This window comes from Brevundimonas sp. LPMIX5 (assembly GCF_003576505.1).
In the GTDB taxonomy this organism is placed as follows: domain Bacteria; phylum Pseudomonadota; class Alphaproteobacteria; order Caulobacterales; family Caulobacteraceae; genus Brevundimonas; species Brevundimonas naejangsanensis.
The window spans coordinates 1-20,796 of sequence record NZ_QWTZ01000019.1; the positions used below are offsets into that span (position 1 = coordinate 1).

Here is a 20,796-nt window from a genome sequence, read left to right on the forward strand (position 1 = left end):
ACCGAGTAAGCGTAAGCGTACCGGCCTCAAGCAGCGCGAAAGCGCGTTAGGCCGCAGTAATGGCCTCAAGCAGCCCGCAAGGGCGTTAGGCCAAGAGTAAAGCGTAACAGAGCGGCCCCCGGAGCGATCCGGGGGCCGTTTTGCATGGCGGACAGGCGCTTTGCGCTGGATCAAAGCGTAACCCTAGACCTTGGTCGGGTGTTACGATTAAGCATTTGGCAGCGATGGCGGGCGCATGTGGCGGTCTGAAAGGACCCCCTAGCTAATGTCTGACGTCGATTGGCCCCGCCGGGCGGGGCTCTCTGCCGCACTGGACGAGGCCGCCATTGTGGCGATCACTGACCGCGCCGGCCGCATCCTGTATTGCAACGACAAGTTCGAGGCGGTCAGCGGCTATTCGCGCGAGGAACTGATCGGCCAGACGCACAGGGTAGTGAACTCCGGCGCCCACACGCGCGACTATTTCCGCGATCTGTACCGCACCATTGCGAGCGGTCAGGTATGGCGCGGCACCATTGAGAACCGCACCAAGGCTGGCGCGCCCTACTGGGTGGACACCACCATTGTGCCGAATCTCGGGTCTGATGGGCGGCCGGAAACCTATACGGCCATTCGCTTCGAGGTCTCGGATCACGTGCGGGCGCTGAAGGCGCTGGAGGTTGCGCAGGCGGAAGCGCGCCAGGCCGCCGAGGCGCGGGATCGCTTCTTTGCGAACATCAGCCATGAGGTCCGCACCCCGTTGAACGCCGTGCTGGGGCTGGCGTCGGCCCTGACGCACACGACCCTGACTCCGCGCCAGAACGAGATGCTGAACCTGATCACGGGGGCGGGGGATGCGTTGCGCCGGGTGCTGGATGACATGCTGGATCTGTCGAAAATGCAGGCAGGCCAGTTCACCTTGGCGCCCGCGCCGTTCGACCTGAGAGCCGACATCGGGGCGGTCGTGGAGATGCGCCGCGCGGGGGCGGAGGCCAAGGGGCTGACGCTGGCGGCGACCTTCAGCGATGCGGCGAACGGCATGGTGGTCGGCGATGGCGTAAGGATCGCGCAGATCGTCTCCAATCTGGTCTCCAATGCGGTGAAGTTCACGGCTCAGGGCCATGTGGGGGTTCGCGTCGATGTGGCCGGCGATGCTCAGGCAAAGCGCCTGCTGATCGAGGTGGAGGATGAGGGGATCGGTTTCGATGAACAGGCGGCGCAGCGTCTGTTCCAGCCGTTCGTTCAGGCCGACGACGCCATCTCGCGCCAATTCGGCGGGACCGGACTGGGGCTGTCGATCTGTCGCCTGTTGGCGGAGTTGATGGGCGGAACGATTTTGGCGGAATCGGCCTTGGGACGCGGCAGCGTATTCCGCGTGGCCATACCCATCGAGCGGCAGGCGTCGAATAACGTCGAGGCTCCGGCGCAGACGGCGGAACAGCCGGAACCGGCGGGACGCCTGCGCGTGCTGGCGGTGGAGGACAATCCGGCCAATCAGATGGTGGTGCGCTGTCTGCTGGAGCCGCTGGGCTTTGAGATCGTCACCGCTGACAATGGCGCCGAGGGCGTCGAGCGCTTCATGCTTGAGCCGTTCGACATGGTTCTGATGGATATGCAGATGCCGGTCATGGACGGACTGGAGGCCATGCGGCGCATTCGGGCGTCCGAGGCGCGATCAGGGCGGCGCCGCACGCCGATCGTCATGCTGACCGCCAATACGACCGAGGCGCACCATGTGAAGGCCATGCAGGCCGGGGCGGACCATCTGACAGCCAAGCCGGTGACGTTGCAGATTCTGTTGAACGGGATGGAGCGGGGCGCCGCAGCAGCCGACGCGTGGTCGGAAGTCAAGATTCCGACGGCGGCCTGATGCGGGGCGGCAGCGACGGGCCGCCGCATCGTCGACAAGAAAGCTGGCGCAGACCGAGGTTCATCTTTACTATAGGCCGCGCGGACGCCGTTAGTCGCGCCGCGTCAGGGCTTCTCCCTTTTCGATGTTGACCATCGCTATCGTCGTCGTGCTGCTGCTCGTGGTGCTGAACGGCCTTTTCGCCATGACCGAACTTGCGGTCGTGTCTTCCCGAAAATCCAAGCTGCAGAGCCGCGCCGAAAGAGGCGACCGCGGCGCCCGAGCCGCGTTGAAGCTGGCCGAAGAGCCGACGCAGTTCCTGTCGGCCGTCCAGGTGGGCATCACCCTGATCGGCATTCTGGCGGGCGCCTATGGTCAGGCGGCTATCGCCGGCCAGCTGGATGAGATTCTCAAGGCGAACCTGCCCGCCCTGGCGCCTTATTCGCAGATCATCGCCACCGCCGTGGTGGTGGTGCTGATCACCTATGTCTCGCTGATCGTCGGCGAGCTGGTGCCCAAGCGGCTGGCCCTGATCTTCCCTGAGACCATCGCCTCTAAGATGGCCGGTCCGATCTCGACCCTGGCCCTGGTGATGAAGCCGTTCGTGCTGCTGCTGACGGCCTCGACTTCGGGCATCCTGAAGCTGCTGGGCGTCAAGGACCGCGATGGTTCGGACGTCACCCAGGAAGAGGTCGAGAGCATTCTGGCCGAGGGCACGTCTGCGGGCCTGATCGAGCCGGAAGAGCAGGAGATGATCGAAGAGATCCTGCGTCTGGGCGACCGGGCGGTGCGCGTGGCCATGACGCCGCGCCACGAGGTCTACTGGATCGCGCTGGACGATTCCGAAGAGACGCTGCGCGAGGAAATCCGCACCTGCCCCTATTCGCGCATCGTGGTGGCGCGGGACAACGATATCGATAATCCGCTGGGCGTGGTCCACAAGAAAGACCTGCTGGACAGCCTGCTCACCAATGGCGAGTTCAACGTCGAGACGCTGGTGGCTGAACCGGCCTTCATCCCTCAGTCGACCTCGGTGCTGAAAGCGCTGGAGATCCTGAAGGGATCGAAGGTGCACATGGCCTTCGTCGTCGACGAATACGGCGCCTTTGAAGGCGTGGTCACGGCCACGGACCTGCTGGAGATGATCGCCGGCGACTTCAACGAAAGCCACGACGAGACCGAAACCGCCGTGCGCAAGCGCAATGACGGCACCTGGGCGGTCGACGGTCAGATTGATCTGGACGAACTGGGTGAAATCCTGGGCGAAGACTTCGGCGAGCACGAAGGCTTCCACACTGTGGCGGGCCTGGTGCTGCACCATCTGTCGCGCGTGCCGAACGAGGGCGACATCCTGCAACTGGGCCGTTTCGAGGTCGAGGTCATCGACATGGACGACCGCCGCATCGACAAGCTGCTGTTCCGGCCGGTGATCCACACGCACGCAGACGACGCCGCCTGATATCAGGCGGCGTCGCGGACGGCTTCGGTTGTCAGCGGTTGTCAGGCCGTGGGAAGCGGCTGGGCCAGGGTGACGCGATAGGCGCGCATGTCCCCGCCCGGCTGGGCCAGGGAGACGTATTCACCGACGACGAACTGTTCGTCTTCCAGACGGAAACCTTCGGCGTCCGCATCTTCGCCTGGAAGGTCGAGAATCCACCGGCCGTCTTCTGCGCGGGTCAGTTGGCCGATAGCCAGCGTCTGCGTGCCCTTGAAGCGGCGGACACGGGTGTTTTCTGGCGCGATGGCGATGGCGGCTGTGTCGAGCCGGGCGTTCTGGTCCAGCGTCAAGACCAGGTCGTAGCCGTCCCCCGCGTCTCCGTGCGGATGTTCGGGCGCGCGCGCGAGCTCAAGGCGGATGTGATGCAGGGTCATGAGGCTCAGCCCTCTTCGGGCTTGGCCAGACTACTGGCGATGCAGCCGTAGGCCATGCCGACGATGAAGGTCATGAAGAAGGCGCTGATGGCGACGACGGGGGCGATGATGTCTGCTGGCATGGGTGATCTCCTCTGCCGACAGAAGAGCCGCTAATCGCCCGCGTCGCCTTGATGGAGATCAAAGATATGGTGGTCAGGCGGCGGCTTGCCGGGGCCTTGCACTGATCTGGATACGGCCGTCGGCGCCTATGCCCGAAACGGTCAGGGCGGCGTCGCACAGAGCCAGGGGCGCCGGGCGGTGGCTGACGACGATCAGGCCCTGACCGCTGTGATGCAGACGGGCGGAGAGCCGTTCAAGCACTTGCGCTTCGGTGGCGGCGTCCAGACCCTCGGTGGGTTCGTCCAGCACCAGCCAGGGCGCCGGGCGCAGATAAGCGCGGGCGAGGCCCAGACGGCGGCGCTCGCCGCCCGACAGCCGCGCGCCGTTCTCGCCCACGGAGGCGTCCAGTCCGCCCGGCGCGGCGCGGATGCGGTCGGCCAAAGCGGCGTCTTCCAGCGCGGCCCACAGATCGTCGTCCGAGGCTGACGGGGCGGCCAGGCACAGGTTTTCGCGCACGCTGCCGGTCAGAAGCACTGCCTGCTGCGGGGCATAGGCGAACAGGGGACGCAAGGCCTCGGCGCCGAGGGCGGCGGCGTCGGCGTCTCCGTGCAGGATTTCACCGGGCGAGGCGGGGCGCAGGCCCATCATGCATTCAATCAGGGTCGTCTTGCCCGCGCCGGACGGGCCGATGATCGCCAGGCGCTGCGGCGGGGCGACCGTCAGATCGGCGCCGGACAGGCGCAGGCTCGGAGAGGCAGCAGCGACCGGCGAGGCGGGCTCCTCCTCATCCAGAAGTTCGCCCAGGCGTTGGACCGCCGCCTTCACCGCGCCGTTCTGGCGCAGGGCGTTCAGCAGGGTTCCGGCGCTTTCGACCGTGGCGACAGCGGCCAGCATGGACAGGGCGGTCAGGGCAGGGGAACCTGCGCCTGCCGCCAGAGCCGCGCCCGTCACGCCAGCGGCCATGGCGAGGCTCTGGCTGGCCATGATCAGACCGCCAGAGCGCGCCAGTCGTTCGGCGGCGTCTTCAACGGCGTCGCCATGTTCAGCCAGACGGTCGGCGGCCCAGGCCTTCATGCCATAGGCCTGAAGCTCGGGCGCGGCGGCGGCCAGGGCGGCGAACTCGGTCTTCAGGGCGCCGGACGCCTGCTGAAGGCGCTGACCGGCGGGTTCGGCGAAGCGGCGGCCGATCACAACGGCCAGCACGACGCCTAGAGCGGCGGCGCCCGCGACGACGAGCGCGGGGGTCCATCCGGCGAGGGCCGCCATGCCGACGCCTGCGACCAGACCGGCGCCCGCGCCCCAGGGCGTCGAGAGGCGCACGAAACGATCCTGAATCGCGTCCACGTCCTGAACCAGTCGCGCGGAGGCCTCGCCGCCTGCCAGAGAAAGAGCTTTGGCCGTGGGCGCGCGGGCCAGGCCGAGGAACAGTTGCGGACGCAGGGCCGCCAGCGCCTTCAAAGCCGCGTCGTGGCCGGTGACGCGCTCGCCATAGCGCGAGGCGGTGCGCACGATGGCGAAGAAGCGGATCATGGCGCTGGGCACCATGTAGTTGAAGACGTGGGCCACGGCGGGTCCGGCGGCCCCGGCCAGGGCGGCGGCGGTAATGAACCAGCCTGACAGGCCGAGCAGCAGGACAGCGCCTGCGGACACCAGGGCGGCGGTGACGGAGGCGGCCAGCAGGCGCGGGCGCTGGGCTTTCTCCTGAGCGCGGATAAGAGCCTTCAGGCGGACGACGCCGGGCGAATCGAAGCGGCTCACAGGCGCACCACCTTGTCGGCCAGGGCAGCTGCCGCGTCGGAATGGGTGGCGATCAGGACGGTGCGGCCGCGCGCGGCTTCGCGGATGACGGGCAGCAGGGCGGCTTCGGCGTCGGCGTCCAGATTGGCGGTGGGTTCGTCCAGAAGCAGCAGGGGCGCGGGCTTCAGGAAGGCGCGGGCCAGACCCAGACGGCGGCGCTCGCCGCCCGACAGGCCGCCGCCGCGTTCGTCGATCAGACGATCCAGCGCGCCGTTCAGGCCCGCCTTGCGCGCAGCCTGTTCCACCGCCTCAGGCGTGGCGCAGCGATGGGCCAGGGCGATGTTCTCGGCCAGGGTTCCGCGGATGACGACAGGGGCTTGCCCGGCCCAGGCGATCCAGTCGGTCAGGTCGCCCGCCTGCGACAGGCGCGTATCGCCGAGCATGACCTCTCCCTCGCTGAGAGGCGACAGGCCCAAGAAGAGGTGCAGCAGGCTGCTCTTGCCCGAGCCGCTGAGGCCGGTCAGGGCGACGATTGAGCCGGGGGCGACATCCAGAGTGAAGCCTTCGATCACAGGCGCGCCGTCATAGGCGATGGCGACGTCGTGGAAGGCGATGGCGGGCGCCTGGCCGGGGCGGGGCGGGCGCGTGTTCCGCGCGGCTTCGACGCTCAGGCGACGCAGGCTGGGGACGGCGGACTCGGCGGCCTGACGGTCGTGGTAGGCGGCGGCGAGGCGGCGCATCGGCTGATAGACTTCCGGCGCCAGCGCCAGAACGAAGAAGGCGCGAGTCAGGCTGAGCTGTTCCGGCGCCGGAAAGGGCAGCAGCTTCAGCAGGTTGAAGCCGCAATAGACGGCGACCAGGGCCACGGCCAGGGCGGAGAAGAACTCCAGCACCGCCGAGGACAGGAAGGCGACCTTCAGCACCTTGCCGGTGCGGCGGGCCAGGTCGTCGGAGGCGCGGGCGATGACGCGGCTCTGCTGCGTCTCGGCCTGAAAGGCGAGAATGGCGGGCAGGGCGCGAACCCGGTCCAGGAACAGGCCCGACAGCCGTTCCAGCGCCTGGAACTGACGACGGCTTTCGGCGCCCGCCGCCATGCCGGTCAGGGCCATGCCGATGATGAAGGGCAGGAGGGTGAAGATCAGTATGCCGGCGGTGAAGGGGCTGACTACGGCGGTCACGGCGATCAGAAACAGCGGCGAGGCGGCGGCAGCCGTGCGGGCGGACGAAAAGCGCGCGACATGGCCGTCCAGCGCCTCGACCCCTTCGACTACGGCGGTCATGGCGGCGGCGTCGGAGAGGCGGCCGGATAGGGCCTCTGTCAGGATGGAGCGGCGAATTCCGTTCTTGGCGGCGCGGGCGGCGCGAGTGTTCACCTTGACCGCCGTATGGCTGAGCGCGCCGCGCGCCAGCAGGGAGACGGCCGCCAGAACGAGGCCCGGCAGGGCGCCGTCGATGCCTTGAGGCAGGGCGCCGACCGCAAGGGCCAGACCGGCTGCGAATCCGACCGCAGGCACGGTGTCGGCGATGACCAGCGCGCCGCCCAGGGTCATCAGCCGCCGCCAGGGCGCCAGAGCGGCCTTCAACCAGGCGGCGGGCTGCGTGTCGTCTAAGGCAGGGGCGTTGGGGGCGATCGGCTGGGCCGTCATCTTGTCTCCAGGGTCGATCAGCGGATCAGCCATGATCGCCGACGACGCGGGATTGGGCAAAAGGCCCATGGGACGAAAGGACCTTGGGCGAAACGCCGTCTAGTCCGAGTCGGCTGTGTCGGCTTTGATCAGGATCAAGGCGCGCCAAACCGCGTGGCTTTAGGTTAGAGTAGAACGCCGGTCGATGGGGGCTGGCGGTCAGGAGCCTGGAACGATGATCGACCTGGCGGTCGTAGACCTTTCACGCCTTCAGTTCGCACTGACGGCGCTATACCACTTTCTGTTTGTGCCCCTCACATTGGGCCTCTCCTTCATGCTGGTCATCATGGAGAGCATCTATGTGATGACCCGCCGGCCGATCTGGCGGACGATCACCCGTTTCTGGGGCACGATTTTCGGCATCAACTTCGTGCTGGGCGTCGCCACCGGCCTGACGATGGAATTCCAGTTCGGCATGAACTGGAGCTACTATTCCCACTACGTCGGGGACATCTTCGGGGCGCCGCTGGCGATCGAGGGCCTGATGGCCTTCTTCCTTGAGGCGACCTTCGTCGGCCTGATGTTCTTCGGCTGGGACAAGCTGAAGCCGCACGCCCACCTGTTCGTCACCTTCATGGTCGCCCTGGGCACCAACCTGTCGGCCCTGTGGATCCTGGTCGCCAACGGCTGGATGCAGAACCCCGTCGGCGCGGCCTTTAATCCCGACACCATGCGTATGGAAATCACCGACTTCATGGCGGTGATCTTCAACCCGGTGGCCCAGGCCAAGTTCGTGCACACCGTGTCGGCCGGTTACGTCTGCGCCGCCGTGGTCGTGCTGGGCATCTCGGCCTTCTATCTGCTGAAGGGCAAGCACAAGGGCTTCGCCAAGCGGTCGATGACCGTCGCCGCCGCTTTCGGCCTGCTGTCCTCGCTGTCGGTGGTCGTTCTGGGCGATGAGTCGGGCTATGCGCTGACCGACAACCAGAAGATGAAGCTGGCCGCCCTGGAAGCCATGTGGCGCACCGAAGAGGCGCCCGCCGGCCTGACCCTGTTCGGCCTGCCGAACCTTGAGGACCGTCACACCCACTTCGAGGTCAAGGTGCCCTATGTTCTGGGCCTGATCTCGACGCGCAGCATCGACAAGCCGGTCGAGGGCATCCTGGAACTGGTCGCCGTCGCCGAAGACCGCATCGAACGCGGCGTCGTCGCCTATGACGCGCTGGAGAAGGTCAAGGCCGATCCGACCGACATGGCTGCGCGCGGCCAGTTCGAGACGGTCCGCAACGACCTGGGCTATGGCCTGCTGCTGAAGCGTTATGTCGAGGATCCGCGCGCTGCGACGCCGGACCAGATCAAGCTGGCCGCCTGGTCGACGGTGCCGAACGTGCCGCTGATGTTCTGGGTGTTCCGCTTCATGGCGGGCATCGGCTTCCTGATGATCGGCCTGTTCGGCACGGCCTTCGTGCTGTGCACCCTGCGCAAGCATGAGACCAGGTGGTTCCTGCGCTTGGCCGTCCTGGCCATCCCGCTGCCGTGGATTGCGATCGAGGCCGGCTGGCTTCTGGCCGAAGTGGGGCGTCAGCCCTGGGCCGTGGAAGGCGTTCTGCCGACCTTCCTGGGCGCGTCCAGCCTGACGGTGGCGCATCTGTGGACCACGATCATCTGCTTCACCCTGCTGTACGGCGCCCTCGCCGTCGTCGAGGTCGGCCTGATCCTGCGCGCGGTCAAGAAGGGGCCGTTCGCCGAGCAGGAAGCCCGCGAAGAAGACGCCCGCACGGAAGGCGAGCCCGCGGTCGCCTGACCCGGTCGTTGAAGGAAAAAAGAGAGATGGAACTCCCCCTCGACTACACCACCCTCCGCCTGATCTGGTGGGGATTGCTGGGCGTGCTGCTGATCGGCTTCGCCCTGACCGACGGGTTCGACATGGGCGTCGGCGCCCTGTTGCCCTTCGTCGCCAAGAAGGATGAAGAGCGTCGCATGGTGATCAACACCATCGGCGCGACCTGGGAAGGCAACCAGGTCTGGTTCATCGTCGGCGGAGCGGCGATCTTCGCCGCCTGGCCGCAGGTCTACGCCGTCAGTTTCTCGGGCTTCTACCTGGCGATGTTCCTGGTGCTGTCCGCGCTGATATTGCGGCCGGTGTCGTTCAAGTATCGCTCCAAGCGGCCCGAGGCGCGCTGGCGCTCCATGTGGGACTGGGGCCTGTTCATCGGCAGCTTCGTTCCGGCTCTGGTGTTCGGCGTGGCGGTCGGCAACGTCCTGCTGGGCGCGCCCTTCCGCCTGACGAGCGACCTGCGCAGCTTCTATGAGGGCAGCCTGTTGGGTCTGTTCTCGCCCTTCACCCTGATCTGCGGCCTGTTGTCGGTGTCCATGCTGGTCCTGCACGGCGCGGCCTGGCTGTCGATCAAGGGCGAAGAAGGTCCGGTGCTGAAACGCGCTCGCGCCATCGGCACCGCCGCCGGTGCAGCCAGTCTGGTGCTGTTCGCCATCGGCGGAGCCATGGTCGCCTTCGGCGACATGGGCTTCCGCATCACCGGCGTGGTCGACACGGCGGGCGCCTCCAACCCCCTGCGCACGGCGGTGGAGGCGGCGCCGGGCGCCTGGATGGACAACTATGGCCGCTATCCGTGGATGCTCATCGCGCCCGTTCTGGGCTTTGCGGGCGCTGCGGTCGGTCTGTTGGGGATGTGGCGCAAGTCAGCGGCGCTGGCCTTCGGCGGATCGTCGGCTTCGGCGGTCGGGATCATCTCGACGGTCGGCCTGTCGATGTTCCCCTTCATCCTGCCCAGCTCGATCGACGCCCAGTCCAGCCTGACGGTGTGGAACGCCTCGTCCAGCCATACGACCCTGTTCATCATGCTGATCGTGGTCGCGGTCTTCCTGCCCTTCGTCCTGCTCTACACCTCCTGGGTCTATAAGGTGCTGTGGGGCCGCTCGACGATGGACGCGCTGAAGACCAACCCCGACCTCTACTGATCCCGCGAAAGGAGATCATCTCATGTGGTATTTCGCCTGGATCCTGGGCCTCGGCCTGGCGGTGGCCTTCGGCGTGCTGAACGGCCTGTGGCACGAGTTCCGGCTGTTCGACGAAGGGGACGAGGGGCACTCGGAGCCCTGATCCCCGTCATTTGACGGTCTGAACTGAATCATCCCCTTCGGCGCTGGCCGGAGGGGATTTTTCTTGGACGAAACCGACGAAATATCCGCTGCTTGCGATGGATCAAGGCGAGACGGACGGGGCGAGCGCAGGGTGATGGGGACATCGAAGCCGGGCCCTCTTCCGACCCGGCGAATGTCGGGAATTGAACCGATGAAAACCGCCGCCGCCCTTATCGCTTCCGTCAGCCTGCTGGCTGTCGCGGGCGCAGCTTCCGCCCAGACGGCCGCACCCGAACCGGTGGGCAAGGGCTCGCTGATCGTCACCGCCCGAATGACCGGCGTCCTGCCGCAGGCCGACGACGCCATCGTCACCGCCGCCGGGGCCGACAGCGGCCTGAAGGTCGATGTGGGCGACGACTGGATGCCGACGCTGGGTTTCACCTATTTCGTCGCCGACCACTGGGCCGTCGAGGCCATTCTGGGCGCGACCCAGCATGAGGTCCGCGCCAAGGGGGCGGGAACGGATGTGGCCGTGCATGAGACCTGGGTGCTGCCGCCGGTGGTGACGCTGCAATACCGGCCGACCCCGAACGCGACGATCAGCCCTTATGTCGGTGCGGGCGTCAGCTACATGGCCTTCTTCAGCGGCAAGGACAAAAACGGCTTCGAGGTCGATCTCGACAACGGCTTTGGCGTCGCCTTGCAGGCCGGGGCGGACTGGAACATTTCCGGCCCGTGGACGCTGAACCTGGACGCCAAGAAGGTGTGGTTCGACACGGACGCCAAGATCAACGGCGGCGCGCTGAAGAGCAGCGTCAGTCTGGATCCCTGGGTCGTGTCGGTGGGCGTCGGCCGCAAGTTCTAGAGCCGATGCGGGGAGGGGCGCGGAACGTCAGGCCGCGTCCCCTTATCCCTTCAACGAAAATGGATCAGGCGGCGCCTTCGCCCAGAGCCTTCAGCGCGGCCGGATCGGGCAGGGCGACGTCGTTGCCCGGCAGAAGCTGGATCAAGCCCGAGGTCTTGAACTGGGTGAAGACCCGGCTGACCGTCTCGATCGTCAGGCCCAGATAGTCGGCGATGTCCAGCCGGGTCATCGGCAGGTGGACGTGGCCTTCGGGGCCGCCCAACTGCACCTGACGTTCCGCAAGGCGGGTCAGGAAGCTGGCCAGCCTCTCGCGCGCGGTCTTGCGGCCCAGCAGGACGATCTGTTCCTGAGCCGCCATCAGCTCGTCCCCGGCCAGGGCCACCAGGCGGTGCTCCAGCGCGGGCAGGGCGTTCAGCAGTTGATCGAAGTCGCTGCGCCGGAAGCGGCAGGCGTTCAGCGGCGTCAGGGCCTCGGCCGTGAAGCTGGAGGCTCCGCGCCCGCCTAGGCCCAGAAAGTCGCCCTGAAACAGGAATCCGGTGATCTGGCGACGCCCGTCAGGCAGCAGGCGATACAGCTTCACCGCCCCGTCCACGACGTTGAAGACGTAAGGGTTCGGATCGCCTTCATGGAACAGGGCCTGACCCGGCTGGGCCGTGACGGTCTCGCTGGCGCAGGCCATGCTCTGTAGCTCATGCCCCTTCAGGTCGGCGCAGACGCCCAGCGGACGGGCGCCGCAGTTGGCGCACGGATGCACGTCCTCCAGACGCACCTCTTCGATTTGGGTCTGGGCCGCGGCGGTGTTCACGAAGGTCGTCTCCCGGATGACGGGGCAGTCTAGGCCAAGCGTCGCCGATTTCGAATAGGTCAGCCTGTCCTAGCCGCCCTTTGGACGGCGCAGTCCGGCGTATGGGCCTCTTCGGCATAGCGCAGCCGGGCGCCCAGTTGGGCGGCGAGGGCCGTCAGCTCGACGGCCAAGCTCTGACGCACCAGCGGCCGCACGCCCATCTCGCGCACCACGAAGGGACCGGCCCACAGGGTCTCGCCGTACTCCAGGTCAGGCTGGCGCCACCAACTGACGAAGCCCAGAACGCCGCCGCGCTGATTGCGGGCGCTGAGGATGCCGCGGCTCTCCGGCGCGGCGCGCCAGGCCGACAGGAAGGCGTCCCACTGGGCGGGCTCCAGACTGGGGCGCCACAACCGCGCCAGGGCGAAGGCGGCCGGCGCCTCGGTTTTGCTGAGGGGGGACACCTCGAGACGAGGCGCGTCAGGCGCGAGGCGGGACTCTGTCATGGGACGATTGGAACCGAAGCGGCGTCCAGTCGCCTTGATCTGCGTCAAGGCCGGGATGAAGCTGTCGTCCCAGTCTGCTTTAGTCATCCTTCTGCTGTCGCCATCTTTTTGGAGAATCGCCATGAGCTCGACCTCGCGCACGACCCCGATCCACGGCGGGGCGGTGGCCGCCATCCTGAAGCTGCTGGACAGCCAGAAGCTGATGACCCTGGCGGTGAACCGGGCGGATGGACGCCCGCAGGCGGCGACGCTGGGCTATCTGAACGACGGGCTGAACCTGTATTTCGTCACCGGCCGCGACAGCGAGAAGCTGAAGAACCTGACCGCCGATCCGCGCGTCGGCGTGGCGGTGCGCGGCGTGGGCGAAGAGGGCGAGGCGGTCGGCGTCTCCATCGACGGTCGCGCCGAAGAGGTGACGGACGGCGATGAGGTGAAGCGGTTGAATGATCTGATTATCGCCCGCTCGCCGGATTTCAGTCCGTGGGCGCCGGGCGGCGACGCGGTGGCCGTGGTCAAGGTGGTTCCGGAAACCATCAAGGCGGTGGCGGTCATCGGCGGCCGCAGCCGGGCCGAAGCCTTCACGATCGGCGACCCCGACGACCTGGTCAAAGGCCTGAGCTATGAGCCGAGCGCCGTGGCGCGGTTGTTCTGAGGAAAATCCGCGACTTCATGCGTCTGCGGCGCAGATGGCCCTTGAAATGGCCGTGGGGCTCGGGCATACGCCCCCCTCTGGCGAGGGTCGCGCCGCTGGAACGATTTCCACGGCGCGCTGATCTTTGTCCGGGACACTAGGAGTGTAGCTCAGCTGGTAGAGCATCGGTCTCCAAAACCGAGGGCCGGGGGTTCGAGTCCCTCCACTCCTGCCATTCCCCCTGTTGTTATCGCCTGGGACTTCCCATGTGGAGCAGCAGGATCCAGAGGTTGAAGAGACGTCACATGGCCAAGGCGAAGACCCCCGGCGGCCGCCGCACCACGGGGACCAAGACCGCAGCAGCCGCGCAAGGCGCAGCGACCGTGGCCGTCGACGCGCCCGCGCCGAAGAAAAAGACGTCCATCCCCCAGTTCATCAGCGAAGTCCGCGCTGAGGCCCGCAAGATCACCTGGCCCAGCCGCAAGGAGACCTGGATCACTTCGGTGATGGTCTTCATCATGGTGCTGATCGCGGCAGCCTTCTTCTGGATCGTGGATACGGGCCTTGGCTTCGCGTCCCGCCTCATCCTCAGCCTTGGCCAATAAAGGAGACGCGCATATGACCGATGCAGCGCCCAAGCCGGCGGCCAATCCCCGCCACAAGTGGTACATCGTCCACGCCTATTCCAACTTCGAGAAGAAGGTCGCGGAACAACTGCGCGATCAGGCCAAACAGCAGGGCCTGGAAGACGCCTTCTCTGAAATCCTGGTCCCGACCGAGGATGTCGTTGAGATCCGTCGCGGCAAGAAGGTCAACGCCGAGCGCAAATTCTTCCCCGGCTATGTGCTGGTGAAGATGGAGATGACCGACGAGGCCTATCACCTGGTCAAGAACACGCCGAAGGTCACGGGCTTCCTGGGCGCCGCGGGCGGCACCAAGCCGCTGCCGGTCTCGGAACGCGAAGTCCAGAACATCATCGGCCAGGTGGAAGAGGGCGTCGAGCGTCCGAAGCCCACCATCCGCTTCGACATCGGCGAGAACGTCAAGGTCACCGACGGTCCGTTCGCCAGCTTCGACGGTCAGGTCGAAAGCGTCGACGAAGAGAACGCCCGCCTGCGCGTGGCCGTCTCCATCTTCGGCCGCCCGACCCCGGTCGATCTGGAATACAATCAGGTGGAGAAGGTCAGCGCCTGATCGGCCGCTGACGCCACGCAGAGATCGGGACCGTCTCCGGGCGGTCCCGTTTGCGTTTTCAGGGTCTGCCTGCTAAACGCGCGCCTTCGCTGGACGACCCTCGAGTCGCCCGGCGGCAAATCCGTGGGAGGCAGCCATGCCGGACCACGGCTCACCGGCCCGACGCATCGTCATCGGGTCATTCATAGGAGAGACCAATGGCCAAGAAGATTCTCGGCTATATCAAGCTGCAAGTGCCGGCCGCCTCGGCCACGCCTTCGCCCCCGATCGGCCCGGCTCTGGGTCAGCGCGGCGTGAACATCATGGGCTTCTGCAAGGAGTTCAACGCGCGGACCGAGAAGGAAGCCAAGGGCACCCCGCTTCCGACCGTCATCACCGTCTATCAGGACAAGTCGTTCACCTTCATCACCAAGACGCCGCCGGCGACCTGGTATCTGAAGCAGGCCGCTGGCATCAAGTCGGGCTCCAAGCTCGTCGGCCGCGAGTTCGCCGGCAAGATCACGCAGACGCAACTGCGCGAGATCGCCGAGAAGAAGATGAAGGACCTGAACGCGAACGACCTGGACGCCGCGTCGCGCATCATCGAGGGCTCGGCCCGCGCCATCGGCATTCAAGTGGTGGAGGGCTAAGACATGGCTAAGCTGACCAAAGCCCATAAGGCCCGCACGGGCGTCACCGAAGACCTGCTGGTCTTCTCGGACGCCATCAAGCTGGTGAAAGATAACGCCAAGGCCAAGTTCGACGAGTCGATCGAAATCTCGGTCAACCTGGGCGTCGACCCGCGTCACGCCGACCAACAGGTCCGCGGCGTGGTGAACCTGCCCTCGGGCACCGGCCGTGACGTCCGCGTCGCCGTCTTCGCCAAGGACGCCAAGGCTGATGAAGCCAAGGCGGCCGGCGCCGAGCACGTCGGCGCTGAAGACCTGTACGAGAAGATCGCCGGCGGCTTCATGGAGTTCGACCGCGTGATCGCGTCGCCGGACATGATGGCCCTGGTCGGTCGTCTGGGTAAGGTGCTCGGTCCGCGCGGCCTGATGCCGAACCCGAAGGTCGGCACCGTGACCCCGAACGTCGCTCAGGCCGTCAAGGACGCCAAGGGCGGCGCCGTTGAGTTCCGCGTCGAAAAGGCGGGCATCGTCCACGCCGGCATCGGCAAGGCCTCCTTCACCCAGGACGCCCTGGAAGCCAACGTCAAGGCCATCGTGGACGCCCTCGTCCGCGCCAAGCCGTCGGGCGCCAAGGGCACCTATGTGAAGCGCATCGCCCTGTCCTCGACGATGGGGCCCGGCTTCAAGGTCGACCCGGCTTCGCTGGGCGCCTGATCCGGCTTCACGGCTAAGAATGACGACGGCCCCGGAAGAGCGATCTTCCGGGGCCGTTTTCTTTGTTAATTACGCCTACCGCGCCTCGCGCTGCTTAAGGCGTGTATTCGCTGGCTCGGTCAGTCGGCCTTGTCGCCGCTGAACATGGTGTTGCCGTTGGCGGTTGTGGCGGGGACGGCCTGTATGACGTCGAAATGCTCAACGATCTTGCCGTTCTCGACGCGGAAGATGTCGACGATGGCGCGACCGGGATCGTCGGGCGTCTCTTGCGAATGGACATGCAGGGCGACCAGATCGCCGTCTGCGATCACGCGGTGGATGGTGGCGCGCGATTGCGGGTTGTCGCGGAAGAAGCCTTCAAAGTAGGCGTAGAATGGCTCGGGGCCGTTAGGCACGAGGGGATTGTGCTGGATGTAACGGTCGCCGATGTAGAGCCGCGCCGCCTCGGTCGGGCGATGCTGGTTGAAGGCCAGATCATAGAAGGCGACGACGATCCGGGCGTTTTCGGCTTCAGTCGGGGTGCGCGCGGCGGACGTCTGTGCCGAAGCAGAGGGCGCCTCACCGGCGCTGGCCGGAGCGGCTGCGGCGTTGAAGGTGAGGGCGGCCAGTGCGGCCAGCGCGAACGATTTCATCTGTGCGCCCTTCTCAGTAGCCGACGGTGAAGCGGGCGCGGGGGTAACGGGGCGTCTCGATCTCATCGACCATGGCGATGGCGTAGTCGGGGAAGGAAATGCGGCTGTCGCCCTGATCGTCCGTCAGCAGGGTGTTGTCGCCCAGTCGGAAGGTCCCGGTGCGCTCTGACCCGTCAAACAGGGCCGACGGCGACAGGAAGGTCCAGTTCAGTTCCGGTTCGGCGCGCAGGGTTTTGAGGAAGCGCCCGCCCGCCTCGGCCTCGGCCCTGTAGGCGCCGGGAAAGCCGGGCGTGTTGATCAGGGCCTGTCCGGGGGCGACTTCCAGACTGCCTGCGCCGCCTACGACCAGGTAGCGCGGGACGCCCGCGTCCTTGACCGCCTTGATCAGGCGCTGCGGATCGCTGTCGACGAACATGATGGCGCTGACGACGGCGTCGGCGCCGCTCAGGGCAGGGGCGAGGGTCTGAGGCTGGTTGACGTCTCCTGCGACGGCGGTGACGCCAGCCGCCTCGAGAATGCGTTCAGGCCGTCGGGCGACGGCGGTCACGGCATGGCCGCGTCGGGCTAGTTCCTTGACGATCTCCGAACCGGCGCGGCCGCTGGCCCCCAGAACAGTCACTTTCATCGGCTTGCTCTCTTTAAGTTACCAATGGGTACCAGGTGTGATAGGGGAAGCGGCCATGCAAGAAGGCACTTTTTCCTCACCAGGTTCCCCGGCGGTGACCGACGTGCGCGAGGATGGTCGCGGCGACGTCTATGCCGTCGACTGTCCGACCCGCCTGCTGCTGGATCGGATCGCGGATAAATGGACGGTTCTGTTGTTGACGACGCTGGATGACGGCCCGATGCGCTTCAACGCGCTGAAGCGCCGGATAGAAGGCGTGTCCCAGAAGATGCTCAGCCAGACCCTGCGTCAGATTGAGCGCGACGGCCTTGTCACCCGCACGGTGGAGGCCAGCGTGCCTGTCTCGGTCACCTACGCCATCACGCCTTTGGGGCGGGAACTCGTGCAGTCTCTGCGCCCGATGATCGATTGGGCCGAGACGCGAATGGACCAGGTGGCGGTCGCTCGGTCAGCCTATGACAAGGGGCGGGGCGAAGCCTGATCTGACATATAGTCCCGCTGCGCCTTCATCATTTCGGTGATCAGGCGCTTTTCGCCCTCGTCGAGGTAGGGGTTCCAGACGTCAAAGATCAGGATGACCCGCATGGATTCGGCGTCATTCCAGGCTTCGTGCTCGATGGTGTCGTCGAACACCCATGCCGTGCCCATCTCCCATTCGCGAACTGTATTGCCTACGCGAAAGCGCGCGGGGCCCGGCAGGATCAGGGGCAGGTGGGTCAGCAGGCGCACATTGGACGAGCCCGTGTGCGGTGGAATGTGCGTCCTGGGCTGTAGGGCGGAGAATACAGCCGTAGGGGCGAAATCCTCCTGGTCCGCCATGGGCAGGCTATCCAGAAGGGCGGCTGTTGCAGGCGCGCGGGCGCAGATATCGTCCTGGCGCCGTCCGTCCTTCCACAGGAAGAGGGAGGTCCATTTGCGCGAATGATTCAACTCTCCCCATTGGTTCACCGGCGCTCCCTTCGGATAGGCGATGTAGGGGGAGAAGGCGTCAAAGTCGGTTTCAAGCAGGGCGGTCAACTCGGCCTGAATCACAGGCGTCGCCTCTTCCAGCGTCGACAACCAGGGAAACAGCGAACGGTCATAGAAGGGAATGATGGGCAGGCGTGGATAGTTGAGCAGCAGCGGCTGATGTCGGGGCGGCTGTTTCAATCCAGCGTAAATTTCGAGCCCCTCATTGAAACGCTCGCGGCTGGCGTCACTGAGTTCGGACTTTAGGGACGCCACGCGGTCCTTCATGAAATCGGCCAGACTTCTGGCGTGTTGTTCGATCAGGCGGTCAGCGTAATCCATTTGGGCGATGACGCCGGGCGGGCAGGAATCGCGCGGGGGCGCGATCTTCAGGGCATTGCGATAGACCTCGATCGCCGCCTTGGGCTGGTTGATCTTCTCCAGCATGGCCCCTTTCGCCAACAGGGCCATGAAGTCGTAGGGGCGCATCTCCAGCGCGTCATCCAGTACGCGCAACGAACCATGATAGTCGCCCAGCAGACGCAGGGCGACGGCGCGATTCAGAGTCGCATTGTGCGTCGGGCCGAATTGATCGGCCTGATCAAGCAGTTCCAGGGCGGCGCGAGGGTCGCGACGCGCCAGGGCCTGGCCGGCGGCGACCAGCAAACGTTCTTGCGCTGCAGGGTATGACATGACGATTTCGGCCGTTATTAGACCACAAAAATGACACTTTTGGTCATGAGGCGCCACATGGAAGGCGTCAATAGTCGGGGAAGAAAACCTGAAATCCGCATACGGATGACTTGACGAAGCGGCTGTAAGCCGGGAGTTGGAGCCCGGCTTGATCCTCCACACGCAGGAGGCGGCTTTGCGGGAGACGACCATGCTCAACTGGTTTCAGGCGCTGCTGCCTAAGGAAGACAACTTCTTTCGGCTTTTCGACGCCCATGCTCTGAGCCTGGTCCACGGCGCGGGCGCGCTGCGCAAGATGATGGACGGCGGGCCGGAGACCGGCGAATGGTGCGCCAAGGTGGTCGCCCATGAAGAGGAAGCCGACGAGGTCGCGCGCGAGGTTCTGTTCGCCGTGCGCCGCAGCTTCATCACCCCGTTCGACCGCGCCGACATCCGGGGCCTGACCAACTCGCTGGACGACACCATCGACCAGATGCAGAAGGCGGCCAAGGTGGTCACCCTGTACGAGATGCGCGCCTTCTCGCCCAAGATGCAGGAACTGGCCGACATCGCCGTGCAGTGCGCGGCCCTGACGCAGGAAGCCTTCACCCTGCTGCCGGCCATGCGCAAGAACCACGAACGTCTGGTGGTCCTGACCGAGCGCATCACCGATCTGGAGGCGCGCAGCGACGATCTGTACGACGCCGGAATGAAGGCGCTGTATGAGGCGCACCGCCATGACGGGACGGGCGGCAACACTCTGGGCTTCATCATCGGCAGCCAACTGCTGGATCATCTGGAGAAGGTGATCGACCGGTTCGAGGATGTGGCAAACCGCATCAACGGCGTGCTGGTCGAGCACCTGTAGGACCATCATGGACCACGCCCTCCTGATCCTGATCTTTCTGATCGGCGTCGCCCTGCTGTTCGACTTTCTGAACGGCCTGCACGATGCGGCCAACTCCATCGCCACCATCGTCGCCACGCGCGTCCTGCCGCCGATCTATGCGGTGGGGTGGGCGGCCTTCTTCAACTTCATCGCCTTTCTGTTCTTCGGGCTGCACGTTGCGGACACGATCGGGCGAGGCATCATTTCGCCCGACATCATCTCGGATCAGGTGATCTTCGGGGCCCTGATGGGGGCCATCCTCTGGAACGTCATCACCTGGATGTTCGGGATCCCGTCGTCCAGCTCGCACGCCCTGATCGGCGGCTTGCTGGGAGCGGGCATCGCCAAGGCGGGCGGCGGTGCCGTGGTCATCAGCGGCGTGCTGAAGACCGTCGGGGCCATCTTCATGTCTCCGGCGATCGGCTTCATGCTGGCGCTGCTGCTGGTGCTGATCGTGTCCTGGCTGTTCGCCAAGGCCAATCCGAACTTCGCCGACCGAGTCTTCCGTGGTTTGCAGTTCGTCTCCGCCTCGGCCTATTCCCTGGGGCACGGGGGCAACGACGCCCAGAAGACGATGGGGATCATCGCCATCCTGCTCTATTCGCGCGGCATGCTGGGCGGCGAGTTCCATGTGCCCTTCTGGGTGGTCATCACCTGTCAGGCGGCCATCGCCCTGGGCACCCTGTTCGGCGGGTGGAAGATCGTTCACACCATGGGGTCGCGGATCACGCGGCTCAGCCCCCAGCAGGGCTTCTGCGCCGAGACGGGCGGGGCGATCACCCTGTTCGCGGCGACCAGCATGGGCATACCCGTATCAACCACCCACACCATCACCGGCGCTATCGTCGGCGTGGGGGCGGCCAAGCGTGTCTCGGCCGTGCGCTGGAGCGTGGCGCGCAGCATCGTCACCGCCTGGTTCATCACCATGCCCGCCGCCGCCGCCATCGGCGCCCTGTTCTACGCCGTGGGCGGCCTGTTCCTGACCTGATGTCGAGCAAGCCCCGCACCCTGTCATCGGAGACGCGCCAGGTCGCGGCCTTGCCTTGGCGGCACGGCGCGGACGGCGTCGAGATCATGATGATCACCTCGCGCGAGACGCGGCGCTGGGTCATCCCCAAGGGCAACCGCATGGCCGGCAAGACCGACGCCGAAGCGGCCGTGATCGAGGCTTATGAGGAGGCGGGTGTTCAGGGCGACGTCATGGGCGCGCCCATCGGCTGGTTCCGCTATGGCAAGCGGCTGAAGTCGGGGCGGGTTCAGGCCACCATCGCCAGCGTCTATCCGCTGGAGGTCTTCATCCAGCTGGGCGCCTGGCCCGAGGACGCCCAGCGCGAACGCCGCTGGATGTCGGCTGAAGACGCCGCCGCGGCGGTGGACGAGGCGGAACTGTCGGAGCTGATCCTTCACTTCCAGCCAGGCGGCGGCGTGGCCGAATAGGCCGCTTTCGTGTCGGGCGCTGGAA

23 protein-coding genes and 1 tRNA gene are annotated in these 20,796 nt (G+C 66.1%); 16 read left to right on the forward strand and 8 right to left on the reverse strand.

Annotation, left to right across the window (positions count from 1 at the left end; all coding sequences use genetic code 11):
* Positions 1-265 precede the first annotated feature (265 nt).
* Entirely contained in the window at positions 266-1,849 is a 1,584-nt protein-coding gene (locus D1604_RS14695; protein WP_119413906.1) for a PAS domain-containing hybrid sensor histidine kinase/response regulator, read from the forward strand.
* 124 nt (positions 1,850-1,973) lie between these two features.
* Entirely contained in the window at positions 1,974-3,287 is a 1,314-nt protein-coding gene (locus D1604_RS14700; RefSeq protein WP_024355280.1) for a hemolysin family protein, read from the forward strand.
* A 41-nt stretch (positions 3,288-3,328) separates the two neighbouring features.
* Here the strand turns inward: D1604_RS14700 and D1604_RS14705 are convergent, their stop codons facing one another.
* The 3 genes from D1604_RS14705 to cydD all read right to left on the reverse strand — a co-directional run bounded on the left by D1604_RS14705 (position 3,329) and on the right by cydD (position 7,218).
* On the reverse strand, positions 3,329-3,700 hold the full coding sequence (locus D1604_RS14705) for a hypothetical protein (protein WP_119413907.1): 372 nt from the start codon (positions 3,698-3,700) through the stop codon (positions 3,329-3,331).
* A 195-nt stretch (positions 3,701-3,895) separates the two neighbouring features.
* A complete protein-coding gene (locus tag D1604_RS14710; protein ID WP_119413908.1) occupies positions 3,896-5,560 on the reverse strand; it encodes an amino acid ABC transporter ATP-binding/permease protein in 1,665 nt (554 codons plus the stop codon).
* The gene (gene cydD / locus D1604_RS14715; RefSeq protein ID WP_233552128.1) at positions 5,557-7,218 is read right to left on the reverse strand and encodes a thiol reductant ABC exporter subunit CydD; all 1,662 of its coding nucleotides are present in this window, start codon (positions 7,216-7,218) and stop codon (positions 5,557-5,559) included. The genes D1604_RS14710 and cydD overlap by 4 nt, the downstream gene beginning before the upstream one ends.
* 184 nt (positions 7,219-7,402) lie before the next feature.
* Between cydD and D1604_RS14720 the strand changes: the two genes are divergently transcribed.
* The 4 genes from D1604_RS14720 to D1604_RS14735 all read left to right on the forward strand — a co-directional run bounded on the left by D1604_RS14720 (position 7,403) and on the right by D1604_RS14735 (position 11,131).
* On the forward strand, positions 7,403-8,968 hold the full coding sequence (locus D1604_RS14720) for a cytochrome ubiquinol oxidase subunit I (protein WP_119413926.1): 1,566 nt from the start codon (positions 7,403-7,405) through the stop codon (positions 8,966-8,968).
* A gap of 26 nt (positions 8,969-8,994) precedes the next feature.
* On the forward strand, positions 8,995-10,143 hold the full coding sequence (gene cydB, locus D1604_RS14725; protein WP_024355285.1) for a cytochrome d ubiquinol oxidase subunit II: 1,149 nt from the start codon (positions 8,995-8,997) through the stop codon (positions 10,141-10,143).
* Between the two features lie 22 nt (positions 10,144-10,165).
* Positions 10,166-10,285, forward strand: a complete 120-nt coding sequence (gene cydX, locus D1604_RS14730) for a cytochrome bd-I oxidase subunit CydX (protein WP_024355286.1) — start codon at positions 10,166-10,168, stop codon at positions 10,283-10,285.
* 192 nt (positions 10,286-10,477) lie between these two features.
* Entirely contained in the window at positions 10,478-11,131 is a 654-nt protein-coding gene (locus D1604_RS14735) for an OmpW/AlkL family protein (protein ID WP_233552129.1), read from the forward strand.
* Positions 11,132-11,195: 64 nt separating this feature from the next.
* On the opposite strand, the gene D1604_RS14740 is transcribed toward D1604_RS14735, so the two are convergent.
* Together D1604_RS14740 and D1604_RS14745 are read right to left on the reverse strand one after the other, a co-directional pair.
* The gene (locus D1604_RS14740; protein WP_119413911.1) at positions 11,196-11,936 is read right to left on the reverse strand and encodes a Crp/Fnr family transcriptional regulator; all 741 of its coding nucleotides are present in this window, start codon (positions 11,934-11,936) and stop codon (positions 11,196-11,198) included.
* A gap of 59 nt (positions 11,937-11,995) precedes the next feature.
* A complete protein-coding gene (locus D1604_RS14745) occupies positions 11,996-12,508 on the reverse strand; it encodes a hypothetical protein (RefSeq protein WP_233552130.1) in 513 nt (170 codons plus the stop codon).
* A 34-nt stretch (positions 12,509-12,542) separates the two neighbouring features.
* On the opposite strand from D1604_RS14745, the gene D1604_RS14750 reads away from it, so the two are divergent.
* From D1604_RS14750 to rplA, 6 genes are all read left to right on the forward strand, one after another.
* On the forward strand, positions 12,543-13,073 hold the full coding sequence (locus D1604_RS14750) for a pyridoxamine 5'-phosphate oxidase family protein (protein ID WP_119413913.1): 531 nt from the start codon (positions 12,543-12,545) through the stop codon (positions 13,071-13,073).
* A 138-nt stretch (positions 13,074-13,211) separates the two neighbouring features.
* Positions 13,212-13,287, forward strand: a tRNA-Trp gene (locus D1604_RS14755).
* A 70-nt stretch (positions 13,288-13,357) separates the two neighbouring features.
* Complete coding sequence (gene secE / locus D1604_RS14760; RefSeq protein WP_024355291.1) at positions 13,358-13,657, forward strand: preprotein translocase subunit SecE; 300 nt, start codon at positions 13,358-13,360, stop codon at positions 13,655-13,657.
* Positions 13,658-13,670: 13 nt separating this feature from the next.
* On the forward strand, positions 13,671-14,246 hold the full coding sequence (gene nusG / locus D1604_RS14765) for a transcription termination/antitermination protein NusG (protein ID WP_003168512.1): 576 nt from the start codon (positions 13,671-13,673) through the stop codon (positions 14,244-14,246).
* Positions 14,247-14,443: 197 nt separating this feature from the next.
* Entirely contained in the window at positions 14,444-14,875 is a 432-nt protein-coding gene (gene rplK, locus D1604_RS14770; protein ID WP_024355292.1) for a 50S ribosomal protein L11, read from the forward strand.
* A gap of 3 nt (positions 14,876-14,878) precedes the next feature.
* Positions 14,879-15,568 carry a 50S ribosomal protein L1 gene (gene rplA / locus D1604_RS14775; protein WP_119413915.1) on the forward strand — a complete coding sequence of 230 codons (690 nt, stop codon included), beginning with the start codon at positions 14,879-14,881 and terminating at the stop codon, positions 15,566-15,568.
* 119 nt (positions 15,569-15,687) lie between these two features.
* Here rplA and D1604_RS14780 read toward each other — a convergent pair whose 3' ends face one another.
* Both D1604_RS14780 and D1604_RS14785 read right to left on the reverse strand, forming a co-directional pair.
* Positions 15,688-16,200, reverse strand: coding sequence for a nuclear transport factor 2 family protein (locus tag D1604_RS14780; protein ID WP_119413916.1), 513 nt, complete (start codon positions 16,198-16,200; stop codon positions 15,688-15,690).
* Positions 16,201-16,213: 13 nt separating this feature from the next.
* Positions 16,214-16,825, reverse strand: a complete 612-nt coding sequence (locus D1604_RS14785; protein ID WP_119413917.1) for an NAD(P)-dependent oxidoreductase — start codon at positions 16,823-16,825, stop codon at positions 16,214-16,216.
* A gap of 55 nt (positions 16,826-16,880) precedes the next feature.
* On the opposite strand from D1604_RS14785, the gene D1604_RS14790 reads away from it, so the two are divergent.
* Entirely contained in the window at positions 16,881-17,306 is a 426-nt protein-coding gene (locus D1604_RS14790; protein WP_233552131.1) for a winged helix-turn-helix transcriptional regulator, read from the forward strand.
* On the opposite strand, the gene D1604_RS14795 is transcribed toward D1604_RS14790, so the two are convergent.
* Positions 17,279-18,439: an aspartyl/asparaginyl beta-hydroxylase domain-containing protein gene (locus tag D1604_RS14795; protein ID WP_233552133.1), complete on the reverse strand. Its 1,161-nt coding sequence runs from the start codon at positions 18,437-18,439 to the stop codon at positions 17,279-17,281. The two genes, D1604_RS14790 and D1604_RS14795, sit on opposite strands and share 28 nt — an antisense overlap.
* A 175-nt stretch (positions 18,440-18,614) precedes the next feature.
* Here D1604_RS14795 and D1604_RS14800 point away from each other — a divergent pair, with 175 nt between their 5' ends.
* Genes D1604_RS14800 through D1604_RS14810 form a run of 3 tightly spaced genes read left to right on the forward strand, consistent with a single transcriptional unit; the run spans position 18,615 to position 20,771 of the window.
* Positions 18,615-19,313, forward strand: coding sequence for a DUF47 domain-containing protein (locus D1604_RS14800; RefSeq protein WP_306460741.1), 699 nt, complete (start codon positions 18,615-18,617; stop codon positions 19,311-19,313).
* Positions 19,314-19,320: 7 nt separating this feature from the next.
* Complete coding sequence (locus D1604_RS14805) at positions 19,321-20,322, forward strand: inorganic phosphate transporter (protein ID WP_119413920.1); 1,002 nt, start codon at positions 19,321-19,323, stop codon at positions 20,320-20,322.
* Complete coding sequence (locus D1604_RS14810; protein ID WP_119413921.1) at positions 20,322-20,771, forward strand: NUDIX hydrolase; 450 nt, start codon at positions 20,322-20,324, stop codon at positions 20,769-20,771. The genes D1604_RS14805 and D1604_RS14810 overlap by 1 nt, the downstream gene beginning before the upstream one ends.
* The last annotated feature ends 25 nt before the right edge of the window (positions 20,772-20,796 follow it).